We start from the raw sequence: 13074 nt of genomic DNA, 5'->3' as shown, positions 1-13074 counted from the left end.
AGTCATCTATTCGTCATAATTTCGTTTAACTCGACCATTACTATCGAAAATTCTCTAGTTCAACTGGTGGATTTATCACATATAGAGTCTTGTATTTTAATTTATATTGGCTATATTTCGAGCTATGTTAGGTTGTATATGAAGGCTCTATGAGTTTTTGGCAAAAGCTGTTCTTGGCAGATCAACAGCATAACGAGCATAAAAACCAAACTGCTTGTGTTGAAAATGACTGCTCATGTAAAACTAATGAACAACTTCTAAGTGCGCTTGCGCAAGCGACTGATGAAGATGTCATTAAGGGAATCAAGAAAGTTCTTATTTCCCGTGGTTATAGCCGAAAAGAGTTAAATGAACTCACTCAAAAACCATCTATTCATTAATTAAAAAGCCAGTCTTGTACTGGCTTTTTTATATTTTACTTGGGTCTACAATCTGCCTGATCCACCCATCCAATAATAGGCCCCATATTAAATCTTTTATCATTTCGATTATTCTTGTGCAAATATAAACTAGAGATAGAACCGTCAAGGTATAGAGCTTGCTCGACTTCAAGATTTTTTTGGAAGAACTGAGCAAAACTATAGAAATTCACTCTATTTTTAGATATCACAAAATACAATTTATTATTTTTTATACCTACCCCATTACGTATTTTCTTTGAATCACTATTTGCTAGGAATAAGGGATTTATTTTGCCATTAATCACTAACATAGGGCCGGACTGCGTAGCATAATCGGGTTGAAAAACTTTTGCTTTATATTGTTCAGTTGTCAATATAACGGCTTGTTTGTCATTCCATGCTAAAACTCCATTAGGCTGCAAAAAGAAGTTCCCCCAGCCTTTATCTTCATTTAAACGTTGGCTCTCTCGTCCGTTTTCAATATATAGTCCTACTGGAGAAAAACCGGAATGGAACATGCCTCCATTCATCGCAAAAGTAAGCTGTTCACATGCTTTAAGTTGATATTGAATATTGTCGAAACTTTTATAATATTGATCAGTTTGCGGATTTTTCAGAAATAAGCGTAATTGTTCTAAATTAGAAATTTCAATTACTTCAAACTGATCATCAGTAGTATTTCTAATCTGTCGATACTCTAGTGCTAAAGCGGATTGTGTAAAGATTATGAAGTTCACGATACACAGTACTAGTATTTTCATTAATGCCAAACCTTAGATGTCATTTTCTTTTCATAAACACACTTTATTAAATAAAAAATATTATGAGGTGATCTATACCCGAAAGTCGCTTATTCCACCTAATCAATACACTAGAACACAACTATATTCGTTATAATAGTCACAGCTTTGTATAAAAGTGATTAAACTTTATTGGATCAGCGTGAATATGCAACAAACAAATAAACGCTACCCTTTAGGGGCTCATCTTATTGTAAAACATCTCGGCTATAGCCATCATGGTATCTATGCTGGGAGAGGTCGAGTTATTCATTATTCGGGCCTCGCACATTTCATCAAAAAAAGGCCCATTGAAATCACTTCCCTAGATGCCTTTTCTCATGGCAAGAAAATTCATGTACGTTCTTACGATGCACCACGCTACAGAGGAAAAGTTGTTGTACGACGTATGCGTTCACGTATGCATGAAAACCATTATCATTTGATTATTAATAATTGTGAGCATTTATGCAGTTGGGCGATTACTGGTATCGAAAGTAGTACTCAAGTTGAGCGTATGATGCATCGTTTAACCACCATTGGTTACGTGAGTTCAATCATGAGCTATATGAATGGCATGATGCTGACCGTAGCAACCACCTGCTTTGCTCTTGTTCTTTATATTAAAAAGAAATTACGTGATCAGGCAAAAATGAATATTCCGGCTTATCAATTTCTAAGAGAAAAAGCCGAAAAAAGAAATATAGACCCAACCTCACCTTTAGTCTTTATAGAACCAGATAAAAAAGAAACTATCTAATAAAAAAGTCCTCAAGTTGAGGACTTTTTTAGAAAACTTGCAACTTATTTTTTAGCTGCACTAGCCGCAGTTGCTTCAGTTGTAATGTTTACAGTAATCTTATCACCTACATTTGGTACATAGTTACCTAAACCAAAGTCAGAGCGATTGAACGAAGTTGTCGCGTTAAAACCAATCGCTGGAACTTTTGCCATTGGGTGCTCGCCTTGCTTATTTAAGACAGCATCAAGTACAACTGGCTTAGTGATACCTTTAACAGTCAAATCACCAGTAATTTTAAAATGTTTTTTATCTTTAGTTTCTACTTTCGTACTTTTGAAAGTAATGTTTGGGTATTTAGCCGCATTAAACCAAGCTTCTTCTTGGAACTCTTTATCTAAAGCAGGTACATTGGTATTCACACTGCTTAAAGGAATGGTCACATTTACAGATGAGTTTGCTGGTTTAGCATTGTCAACTTTAATTACACCTTGGATGTCCGAGAAGTTAGCACTTGGGGTTGAAAAACCGAAGTGATTCCACGAGAAAACAGTAGCTGTGTGTGTTGGATCAATTTTATAGTCCACTGGTGCAGCTAATGTAACTGTACTTGCCAATGCTACTGCTAAACCGAAGCTTAATGTTTTAAGATGCATTTTTCGTATCCTTTATTGATATAGTCGTTAGTGTATACATCAAGTAATTTAATTCACTATTCTTTATAAAACGATATGTTTCATCCATGCAACAATAAAAGCGTTACAGTTGTTATTCAAAAACCATATTATAAAGTATAGATATTCTTCTATTCGAAGCTTTCAGATTTATTAATTTTTACTACGATTTTATTGATAAATAACAAGGTAAAACATGGTTAACACTGCCCAAGCACAAAGTACTTCTACTCCTTATCGAGTAACGCTTACCGATCCTTCAGGCCATCAATGGTTTGCAGATGAACCCACCGATAAAGGTGGACAAGATACAGCTCCAAATCCGGTTCAGCTTTTATTATCGGCTTTAGGAGCTTGCACTACAATTACACTAGAAATGTATGCAAATCACAAAGGCATCAAAATTGAGCATGTACAAGTTGATTTAGCATTAAATCCAAATGGTGATCCAGAAGCAGGTCAAAATAATATTGAGCGTAAAATTACTCTAAAAGGTGAATTTACTGAGGATCAGCATAAAAGATTATTAAAAGTTGCTGAAAACTGCCCTATTCATAAGCTTTTAACGTCTAATATTACGATCCAAACTGAACTTAACATTTAAATAGCTCATAAAAAAAGCGCCCCAATCGGGACGCTTTTTATTCTGCTCAAAAGATTAAGCAGTTAACTCTTTTACCGCAGCAACTACAGCCTCAGTTGTAATACCGAAGAATTGGAACAAGTCTTTTGCTGGTGCTGACTCACCATAAGTTGTCATACCAATTACTTTGCCATCAAGACCAACAAACTTCCACCAGTAGTCAACGTGAGCAGCTTCTACAGCAACACGTGCACGAATGTGAGCTGGTAATACTGCTTCACGATATGCAGCATCTTGTTTCATGAACTCTTCTGCACATGGCATAGAAACAACACGAACACCTTCAAGTTGAGCATAAGCTTCCATTGCTAAAGAAACTTCTGAACCAGTAGCAATAATAATTGCTTTCAACTCACCTTTCTCTTGAGCAAGAACATAACCACCTTTTGCCGCATTCTGGATTTGCTCTTCAGTACGCGTTTGGAATGGTAAGTTTTGACGAGAGAAAATAAGTGCTGTAGGTCCATCTTTACGCTCTAAAGCAGATTTCCACGCAATCGCTGTTTCTACAGTATCAGCAGGACGCCAAGTATTTAAGTTTGGTGTACCACGTAAAGAAGCAATTTGTTCAATTGGTTGGTGTGTTGGACCATCTTCACCTAAACCGATTGAGTCATGTGTATACACATGAATCACGCGCTGTTTCATTAATGCAGACATACGTACCGCATTACGTGCATATTCCATAAACATTAAGAACGTTGCAACGTAAGGAATGAAGCCGCCATGCAATGCAACACCGTTAGCGATTGCAGTCATACCGAACTCACGTACACCATAATACACGTAGTTACCAGCCGGGTTTTCTTGAACGCCTTGGCAACCTTTCCAAAGTGTCAAGTTAGAACCTGCCAAGTCCGCAGAACCACCTAATAATTCAGGTAATAAAGGACCAAATGCTTGTAATGTGTTTTGGCTCGCTTTACGAGTTGCTACAGTTTCAGCTTTAGCATTTGTTTCACGAATAAATGCATCTGCTTGAGCTGAAAATTCTGCTGGTAAGTCACCGCTAATACGACGAAGTAACTCAGCTGCTTCCGTTGGATATTTTGCTTGGTATTGAGCAAACACTTCATTCCAAGCTGCTTCAGCTTCATTACCTTTTGCTTTAGCATCCCATGCAGCATATACATCAGCAGGAATAACAAATGCTTCTTCAGTCCAACCTAAAGCTTCACGAGTTAAGGTAATTTCATCTTTACCCAGCGGTGCACCGTGACAGTCTTCTTTACCTTGCTTGTTTGGAGAACCTAAGCCAATAATTGTTTTACAAATAATAATCGTTGGTTTTTGAGTTTCTGCTTTAGCTTCAACTGTTGCTTGGCGAATCGCATCAGCATCGTGGCCATCTACACGAAGAACTTGCCAACCATAAGACTTGAAACGCTCTTCAGTGTCATCACTGAACCAGCCTTCTACTTCACCATCAATCGAAATGCCGTTGTCATCATAATAAGCAATCAATTTACCAAGCTGTAAAGTACCTGCTAAAGAACATACTTCATGAGAAATACCTTCCATTAAACAGCCATCGCCTAAGAAACAATAGGTGAAGTGATCAACTACTTTTAAGTCATCTTTATTGAACTGAGCAGCTAAAGTTTTTTCTGCTAATGCAAAACCAACAGCGTTTGCAATACCTTGACCCAGAGGACCTGTCGTTGTTTCAATTCCTGGAGCATAACCATATTCAGGGTGACCAGGAGTTTTTGAGTGCAATTGACGGAATTGTTTTAAATCTTCAATTGAAAGATCATAACCTGTTAAATGAAGCAAAGCATATTGCAACATTGAACCATGGCCATTTGATAAAACAAAACGGTCACGGTTTGCCCATTGTGGATTAGTTGGGTTGTGATTTAAAAACTCGCGCCAGACGACATCAGCAATATCTGCCATCCCCATTGGAGCACCCGGATGCCCTGAGTTTGCCTGTTGCACAGCATCCATTGCCAATACACGAATTGCGTTTGCAATACGACGTTCGTTTAAAGGGGTCGTCATAGATCAGAATCCAATTTTAATAGATTGATGAAAAGAAGAAGATGAATAACCATTCAATGCCGCTATATTGTCTTAAAAAAACGCCTAGGGGTAAACCCCAACACTGTATATTTCTTTATTTTTAACTATTTCTTGGTTACTCAAAAAACATTTAGATTCTTAAGCTGTGTAAAACAATAGTATTTATACTTATTTCCATGCTCAACGATTGTAAGCTTCTTCCTCTTAATCAACATATAGAGTTGTATTTATTTTCTTTATTTATAGCTTTTCACTTCATAGTCTAAATCTTCTTGATTAATATTTAACAAAATCAAATGTTTAAAATTTAAACATTTTATTAAAACTCTAATATAAAAATGATTAATTTTCATCTATCTATATCAATTTCCCTGATACACATATCAATTAAAACATAGTAGAAATGAAAGAAATTCATGCTTTTTAGTCAGTATGAACTGGTCCTCAAGCTCAAGTCGATGTAACATATTATGTCTTTTTGAAATAACCAAGATAGGACTTTCATGCGCGAGTACGCTGTTTTTACCTCGGAATCTGTAAGCGAAGGTCATCCCGATAAAATGGCCGACCAAATTAGCGACGCTATTTTGGATGCAATCTTAAAAGAAGACCCATACGCACGTGTTGCTTGTGAAACACTGGTAAAAACAGGCGCTGTTGTACTTGCAGGTGAAATCACAACAACTGCGAATATTGATGTAGAAGCTGTTGTTCGCCAAACTGTTAACGGTATCGGCTATCACCATTCAGATTTAGGCTTTGATGGTTCAACTTGTGCTGTAATCAACATGATTGGTAAACAATCACCAGAGATTGCACAAGGTGTAGACCGCCAAAAACCTGAAGACCAAGGTGCTGGAGACCAAGGTTTAATGTTTGGTTATGCAAGCCGTGAAACCGACGTGCTTATGCCAGCCCCTATTTCTTATGCTCACCGTTTAATGGAACGCCAAGCTGAACTTCGTCGTTCTGGTGCATTACCATGGTTACGTCCAGATGCAAAAAGTCAGGTAACTTTTGCTTATGAAAATGGCAAACCTGTACGTTTAGACGCAGTAGTACTTTCTACACAGCATGATCCTGAAATTACTCAAACTCAGCTTAAAGAAGCTGTAATTGAAGAAATTATTAAACCGATCATTCCTGCTGAAATGTTCCATGCAGCAACTAAATTCCACATTAACCCGACTGGTATGTTTGTTATCGGTGGACCTGTGGGTGACTGTGGTTTAACTGGCCGTAAAATCATCGTTGATACTTATGGCGGTATGGCTCGTCACGGCGGTGGTGCATTCTCTGGTAAAGATCCATCTAAAGTAGACCGTTCAGCTGCGTATGCTGGTCGTTATGTAGCTAAAAATATTGTTGCTGCTGGTCTTGCGGACAAATGTGAAATTCAGGTGAGTTATGCAATTGGTGTTGCAGAGCCAACTTCTATTTCAATCAATACTTTTGGTACTGCAAAAGTTTCTGATGAGTTAATTATCCAGTTAGTACGTGAACATTTCGATTTACGTCCGTTTGGTATTACTCGCATGCTTAACTTAATTCAACCTATGTATAAACAAACAGCTGCTTACGGCCACTTTGGTCGTGAAGGTTCAGATACTGCATTTACATGGGAAAAAACCGATAAAGTTGAAGCACTTAAAGATGCCGCAGGCCTTTAAGCTGATTATATTAAAAGCCCGCTCTTCAGCGGGCTTTTTTATTATTTTTGTATTTGATTAAAATTAAACAACAGCCCCTTCAACATACATTATTTAAAGGCATGTAGTGAGTATTAAGCAATATTATTGTTTTGTGCTCTTATCACCTTCATTTAATACATCTAACAGAGTCGATTGCACAGGTGTATCTTGATGATTCTGGATATAAAGATGAACAACTTTGAATACGACAACAACTGCTAGACAAGCCATCACACAAAACATCCATAGGCCATATGGACTACGAATATGGTGTGAACCGCAATATGGACATGATTTATCAGTTGATGCCACAACTTTGTCGCAACAAGCACAATGATATTGATATAGCATAGGTAACCCTCCTTCCCTCACTTCAACCGTTGTTGTTTTAATAGGTTTGCTACATTTTTAAATTTATACATCCTTTATATTTATCCTATTTGAAATGAAAAGATAATTCAATCTGAATGAACAATCCGTTCAAATTTCAAATATTTAATTTATACAAAGAGATAGACTAAATATTATTTTTTTAGCACTATTTTTCTTATTTTGATATTTTGTTGAATTTGTTAAAATAGGAATATATTTTATTTTCTAGGCGAATTTATGACACAGCTCATTAATAAAGGTGGCTTTCGTGAAAGAGCCAATAGAAGCCGAAAATATCAACAATCTGAAAACAAGCAAGTAGCTCTGCCTTCAAACAAGTATCAACCTCAAACTAAGCTCCAAGATAATCAAAACGAGATGATTCAAGCAAAAGCAGATATTTCTGAAACTTCAGATGATTAATTGTTATAAATTAAAAAGGGCCTAAATCTTTTAGATTTAGACCCTTTTTGTATAATAGATTAATTAATCTTTATTTTTATGCTCAATTTTCTTGTGGTCTGGAGTAACTTCTCTCGCTTCGCCATCAATAATACTAGAATCATGATATTGGCTACCACCACCTTGTTGATTCTGCATATCCTGCATTTGACGCATTAAATCTGCAAATGGGTTTTGACCAGCACCTGCACCACCCATGCCGCCCATCATTTTGTTCATCATGGCTTGCTGACGTTTTGCGAGTGTTCTCATTGCAATATTACGAAACGCAGTTTGCACGCCCGGAATAAGAATTAAGAGCGCTAATACATCCGATACCAAACCTGGCAACATTAATAAAAAACCAGCAAAAGCATAAGCTAATTTTTTAGTCACAGTCGGATCATTACCCAATTGTCCAGTCATCTGCATTTGTTGTAGTTGCGGCATAATACCAGCCGTACTATTACGAATAAGCGTTAGACCAATAAAGAAAGCAATAATGAACCAGAAAAACACATACCATCCACTGATGAACTGTGCTACGCCAATCCATACGGCAATTTCAACAATCGCGCCCAGAACCACAATAAGAAGTAAATTCATGTAAAACTTTATCTATCTCAAAAAGAAAATTCATTGCAGTTGTTACTACTTAACTAAACTTATCCATTTTTCATTTGAAATCATGGATTAAATTTAGTTGCGAAGCTTAGACAATGTTTTTGTTGTAACCTAAAATCATAGCTAAACTAAGGTTCTGCAATACTATAAATAAGACTGATTCTAACTTAATAAAACAGTCATACTCTATTATTAATGAGTGCTATATCAACTTTATCAAGTGTTTTTTCTACAAGATTGCAATTTTTTCATGAATTGGCCGATGCTTTTATCTATTAGCAGCTTTTCTATAAAATTTAACTTACATTTTTGATATCTAATAATTGATCTACTCAAGTTACATTAATTAGCTAAACTTCAAATTCAATCTTATAAGTCTTATGAACATTCAAGCACTCTTACTTATAACAAGCGCTATTTTTATTTCAGCCTGCTCACCTTATATAGTGTCTGCTAATCCAAATCACAGTGCTTCAAAATCTGATGAAAAAGCAGAGAAAATTAAAAATTTATTTAACGAAGCACACACTACGGGTGTTTTAGTTATCCAACAAGGCCAAACTCAACAAAGCTATGGTAATGATCTTGCTCGTGCTTCGACCGAGTATGTACCTGCTTCGACCTTCAAAATGCTTAATGCTTTGATCGGCCTTGAGCACCATAAGGCAACCACCACAGAAGTATTTAAGTGGGATGGTAAAAAAAGGTTATTCCCAGAATGGGAAAAGGACATGACCCTAGGCGATGCCATGAAAGCTTCCGCTATTCCGGTTTATCAAGATTTAGCTCGTCGTATTGGACTTGAGCTCATGTCTAAGGAAGTGAAGCGTGTTGGTTATGGCAATGCAGATATCGGTACCCAAGTCGATAATTTTTGGCTGGTGGGTCCTTTAAAAATTACTCCTCAGCAAGAGGCACAGTTTGCTTACAAGCTAGCTAATAAAACGCTTCCATTTAGCCAAAAAGTCCAAGATGAAGTGCAATCCATGCTATTCATAGAAGAAAAGAATGGAAATAAAATATACGCAAAAAGTGGTTGGGGATGGGATGTAAACCCACAAGTAGGCTGGTTAACTGGATGGGTTGTTCAGCCTCATGGGAATATTGTAGCGTTCTCCCTTAACTTAGAAATGAAAAAAGGAATACCTAGCTCTGTTCGAAAAGAGATTACTTATAAAAGTTTAGAACAATTAGGTATTTTATAGAGTTAGTTTATAGCCCGGTTCACTTTTTACCATTATGATCTGGGCCATTGCTATTTTAAAACTGCTAATCTATCCATCCACTGGTTCAAATGGAGTATTCAAAATTAATTGGTAAAAAGCAGCGTCAAGCCATTGCCCAAATTTAAAGCCCACTTGTTTAAAAGTACCAGCGTGGGTAAAGCCCATTTTCTCATGAAGGCCTATACTGGCTTGATTTGTCGCATCAATACAACCAATGAGCACATGAAATTGAGCGTGTTGAGCGCGTTGAATTAACGCTTGCATTAAAACTTTACTTAGACCACAGCCACGATGTTCATGATGAATATAGATACTATGCTCAACCGTATATTTATAAGCTGGAAAAGCTCTAAATGTTCCCCAACTGGCAAATCCTAATAACTTACCTGACTCATCTACTACCCCAATGACAGGAAAACCATTTTCTCTTTTTACCGAAAACCATGTTTTCATTGAATCAAGTGAACGGGGAACATAGTCATACAATGCGGTAGAGTTAACAATCGCATCATTTAGAATTTCTAATATTGCTACCGCATGCTCTGCTTCATTACAATCAATTAAACGGAAATTAGAATCGAGGGAATAGTTCATAAAGATTCCTTAAGAGCGGGCACCAGTTGATTAGAAACGACTAAAATATAACGAGCAACTTGAGCTGAATGATTACTGTATATGACAGGTTGATCTAATTGCATTGCCAAGCAATCCCCTTGACCTAATGCATAAGAAGTTTCACCTAATTGAATTTCAATTTTCCCTTCAACGACCCAAAGCTGCTGCTGTACCACTCTAGAGCTTTCATTAGTTTCATAAGTAATTCGAGAATGAGGCGGAAATTCAATTTCAACAATCTGGAAGGGTAATTTTAAGTTCGGAGGTGAAACTGTACGGCGTATATAGCCAGTTTCCGGATCTCGCCACTCAGCTTGTTCATTCCGACGAATAAGCGGTTGAGATGATGAATTCCCTGCTTCATTCGTAAAAATTTGAGTTAAAGGTACTTCAAGACCATTTGCTAGTTTTTCAAGAACAACTGCCGTAGGACTCGTTTCTCCTCTTTCAATTAAAGAAATAGCTGAACGGCTAACTTGGCAACGGGCAGCTAACACATCTAAAGTATATCCACGTGCTAAACGCAGCTCTCGTATTCGATGTGCAATCCTTATATTGATATCATCCATTAAAGAAGCTCAATTCCATCATTATAGATAAGTATTCCATTAAAATAGAATTACATCAAATGATTTCAAACTCTTCCTTGTGAATATATGGAAAATTGGGTGGACAATATAAATCTTTAGGATTAAAAACCGAAAAATAACCATTCATAGCAGCATTCTTTAAATTACTCATGCAGAACCGATTTGGCTATGTAACAATACCCTCTAAACTATTTAAGTAAGTCTTCACATGCCATTGATTATTGGAATTGATCCAGGTTCACGCTTAACAGGTTACGGAATCATTGAAAAAGATGGTAGTAAACTACGTTTTGTTGATGCCGGTACAATCCGAACGGAAACTCAAGAGATGCCAGAGCGCTTGAAGCGTATTTTTGCTGGTGTTGAGCGAATTGTGAAATTTCATGGTCCTACTGAAGCTGCGGTTGAGCAAGTCTTTATGGCACAGAACCCCGACTCTGCCTTAAAACTTGGTCAAGCCCGTGGAGCTGCTATAGCCGCTTTAGTGAATTTAGATTTACAAGTTGCAGAATACACTGCACGCCAGATTAAACAATCTGTAGTGGGATATGGTGCTGCCGATAAAGAACAAGTACAAATGATGGTAATGCGTTTACTTAACCTGACCATTAAACCTCAAGCCGATGCAGCCGATGCTCTTGCTGCTGCAATTTGTCATGCCCATGCTTCAGGAAGTATGAGCAAACTAACTGTCTTGAATGCCTTAGGTGGTATGGCTCGTGGACGAAGTCGCTCTAGTAGCCGTAGACGCTAAAGTTTTATTGTTTATTGATTTACTACTTGAGTAATTGCTTGATTCATCTCATAAGCTTGTAAACCGCGCATGCCTTGTTTGGCAAGTTGGTCACCTGCCTGAGCATGGAGAGTTACGATCTCATGTAGGGTAACTGCTTTGTGGAACTGGGCTTTTAAGCTTGCAATCATGCCCGCCAACACATCTCCCATTCCACCAGTTCCCATACCTGCATTACCTTGCGTACAAATATACAAGTTATCTTCTAAAATTAAGCTGCCTGCTCCTTTAAGCACCCACTGGCCTGCATATTTTTGCTGCAACGCATAAATCGCAGCAATTCTGTCATTTTCAATTTGCCAAGTAGAACAACCAAGTAATGTAGCGGCCTCCCCCGGATGAGGTGTTGCATAAATATGTAAACTCAATTTTTCAGGCTGCTTTGCGAGAAACCATAGGGCATCTGCATCTAATACAACTTCTAAATGTGAAGTCTGATTTAAATAATTAAACCACTGTTGATAGATTTGGTGTGCCCAGTCATCACGACCTAACCCCATTCCAAAACATACTGCATCAACCTGAGATAAAATTTCTTTAATACCGTTTTCATCGAAATCATTAATATCACGCAGCATAATATTAGGAGCTCGCGACAAAATAGCCTGATGATGGTTGCGATGACAAACTACCGTAACCTTGCCTGCCCCTGCATGAAAAGCAGCTTCAGCAGCCATAATGACGGCCCCACCCATTTGCTCATGTCCACCTATCACCAAAACATGCCCATAACTTCCTTTATGTCCAAAAGCCAAACGTTTAGGAAGTTTGATATGTGTTGGCGTCAAGTAAGCAAGAGGTTTCAGCTCTTGGTCTATTGGTATTAAATTAATTAAATGAATTTGTCCTGTATATTCTTTGCCTTGGCCTGTAAATAATCCTGCTTTAAGCCCTAAAACAGTAAATGTATGATCAGCCCGTATTGCACAAGGTAAGGTAGAGCCAGTATTTGCTTTTAAACCACTTGGTATATCAATCGAAATTTTTAGCCCTGCTTGCCCATTAAATTGTTGAATAGCGTGTTGCCAATAACCGTTTAATTCACGGTTTAAACCAATCCCAAACAACGCATCAATATGACAATCAAATGTTCTGTTGACCTCAAAACCTTGGTGTATTTGAACATGATTTGCTTTAGCAAAATGGACAGCATGGTGTAAATCGGCTGACTCGCCCAAGTCAGCCGCAAATATTTCAACATAAAACCCAGCTTGTTTGAGATAGCTTGCTATAAAATAGCCATCACCAGCGTTATTGCCCTGTCCGCACCAAACAGCAATATTCTTAAAATTTTGTTTTTGAAAAAGTACAATGAGTTGTTGAGTGATTGACCAAGCTGCTTGTTGCATTAAACCTAATGATGAGTTTTGCGCAGCAAACCAACGTTGCTCCCATGCCTGGATATCTTGGCTATGGTAAACTACCGCCTGCATATTCTTATCCTCTTGCATTTTTCGGTTT

General features: G+C 37.5%; 15 protein-coding genes. 7 read left to right on the top strand and 8 right to left on the bottom strand.

Going from position 1 to position 13074, the window contains the following annotated elements; all coding sequences use genetic code 11:
- The first annotated feature begins 149 nt into the window (after window positions 1–149).
- A complete protein-coding gene (locus G9371_RS03200) occupies window positions 150–380 on the top strand; it encodes a hypothetical protein (protein WP_000011679.1) in 231 nt (76 codons plus the stop codon).
- 35 nt (window positions 381–415) lie between these two features.
- Here the strand turns inward: G9371_RS03200 and G9371_RS03195 are convergent, their stop codons facing one another.
- On the bottom strand, window positions 416–1162 hold the full coding sequence (locus tag G9371_RS03195; RefSeq protein ID WP_002056122.1) for a phosphodiester glycosidase family protein: 747 nt from the start codon (window positions 1160–1162) through the stop codon (window positions 416–418).
- Window positions 1163–1349: 187 nt separating this feature from the next.
- Here G9371_RS03195 and G9371_RS03190 point away from each other — a divergent pair, with 187 nt between their 5' ends.
- Window positions 1350–1940: a lecithin retinol acyltransferase family protein gene (locus tag G9371_RS03190; protein WP_029424387.1), complete on the top strand. Its 591-nt coding sequence runs from the start codon at window positions 1350–1352 to the stop codon at window positions 1938–1940.
- 44 nt (window positions 1941–1984) lie between these two features.
- On the opposite strand, the gene G9371_RS03185 is transcribed toward G9371_RS03190, so the two are convergent.
- Window positions 1985–2575 (bottom strand): YceI family protein, encoded by a 591-nt coding sequence (locus tag G9371_RS03185; protein WP_000550331.1) that lies wholly within the window; start codon window positions 2573–2575, stop codon window positions 1985–1987.
- Between the two features lie 214 nt (window positions 2576–2789).
- On the opposite strand from G9371_RS03185, the gene G9371_RS03180 reads away from it, so the two are divergent.
- On the top strand, window positions 2790–3197 hold the full coding sequence (locus G9371_RS03180; protein ID WP_000248284.1) for an OsmC family protein: 408 nt from the start codon (window positions 2790–2792) through the stop codon (window positions 3195–3197).
- Between the two features lie 54 nt (window positions 3198–3251).
- Here the strand turns inward: G9371_RS03180 and tkt are convergent, their stop codons facing one another.
- Window positions 3252–5240: a transketolase gene (tkt, locus tag G9371_RS03175; protein ID WP_029424388.1), complete on the bottom strand. Its 1989-nt coding sequence runs from the start codon at window positions 5238–5240 to the stop codon at window positions 3252–3254.
- A 524-nt stretch (window positions 5241–5764) separates the two neighbouring features.
- Between tkt and metK the strand changes: the two genes are divergently transcribed.
- Window positions 5765–6931 carry a methionine adenosyltransferase gene (gene metK / locus G9371_RS03170; RefSeq protein ID WP_001209544.1) on the top strand — a complete coding sequence of 389 codons (1167 nt, stop codon included), beginning with the start codon at window positions 5765–5767 and terminating at the stop codon, window positions 6929–6931.
- A gap of 123 nt (window positions 6932–7054) precedes the next feature.
- Here metK and G9371_RS19090 read toward each other — a convergent pair whose 3' ends face one another.
- The gene (locus tag G9371_RS19090) at window positions 7055–7303 is read right to left on the bottom strand and encodes a hypothetical protein (RefSeq protein ID WP_000966850.1); all 249 of its coding nucleotides are present in this window, start codon (window positions 7301–7303) and stop codon (window positions 7055–7057) included.
- 258 nt (window positions 7304–7561) lie between these two features.
- Between G9371_RS19090 and G9371_RS03160 the strand changes: the two genes are divergently transcribed.
- A complete protein-coding gene (locus G9371_RS03160) occupies window positions 7562–7747 on the top strand; it encodes a hypothetical protein (protein ID WP_000192619.1) in 186 nt (61 codons plus the stop codon).
- A 63-nt stretch (window positions 7748–7810) separates the two neighbouring features.
- Here G9371_RS03160 and G9371_RS03155 read toward each other — a convergent pair whose 3' ends face one another.
- A complete protein-coding gene (locus G9371_RS03155) occupies window positions 7811–8371 on the bottom strand; it encodes an FxsA family protein (RefSeq protein WP_001050729.1) in 561 nt (186 codons plus the stop codon).
- Window positions 8372–8769: 398 nt separating this feature from the next.
- On the opposite strand from G9371_RS03155, the gene G9371_RS03150 reads away from it, so the two are divergent.
- Entirely contained in the window at window positions 8770–9594 is an 825-nt protein-coding gene (locus tag G9371_RS03150; protein ID WP_029424390.1) for an OXA-51 family carbapenem-hydrolyzing class D beta-lactamase OXA-94, read from the top strand.
- A gap of 69 nt (window positions 9595–9663) precedes the next feature.
- On the opposite strand, the gene G9371_RS03145 is transcribed toward G9371_RS03150, so the two are convergent.
- Complete coding sequence (locus G9371_RS03145) at window positions 9664–10209, bottom strand: GNAT family N-acetyltransferase (RefSeq protein ID WP_029424391.1); 546 nt, start codon at window positions 10207–10209, stop codon at window positions 9664–9666.
- Window positions 10206–10799, bottom strand: coding sequence for a helix-turn-helix domain-containing protein (locus G9371_RS03140; protein ID WP_000340963.1), 594 nt, complete (start codon window positions 10797–10799; stop codon window positions 10206–10208). The genes G9371_RS03145 and G9371_RS03140 overlap by 4 nt, the downstream gene beginning before the upstream one ends.
- A gap of 229 nt (window positions 10800–11028) precedes the next feature.
- Here G9371_RS03140 and ruvC point away from each other — a divergent pair, with 229 nt between their 5' ends.
- A complete protein-coding gene (gene ruvC, locus G9371_RS03135) occupies window positions 11029–11574 on the top strand; it encodes a crossover junction endodeoxyribonuclease RuvC (protein WP_001128330.1) in 546 nt (181 codons plus the stop codon).
- Between the two features lie 11 nt (window positions 11575–11585).
- Here the strand turns inward: ruvC and G9371_RS03130 are convergent, their stop codons facing one another.
- The gene (locus tag G9371_RS03130) at window positions 11586–13046 is read right to left on the bottom strand and encodes a bifunctional ADP-dependent NAD(P)H-hydrate dehydratase/NAD(P)H-hydrate epimerase (RefSeq protein ID WP_029424392.1); all 1461 of its coding nucleotides are present in this window, start codon (window positions 13044–13046) and stop codon (window positions 11586–11588) included.
- Window positions 13047–13074 lie beyond the last annotated feature (28 nt).

Origin of the sequence: Acinetobacter sp. EKM10A (genome assembly GCF_011075215.1) — a bacterium.
Lineage (GTDB): Bacteria > Pseudomonadota > Gammaproteobacteria > Pseudomonadales > Moraxellaceae > Acinetobacter > Acinetobacter baumannii.
Note: the sequence above shows the minus strand (reverse complement) of the source record. Positions and strands in the feature narration are given on the sequence as shown.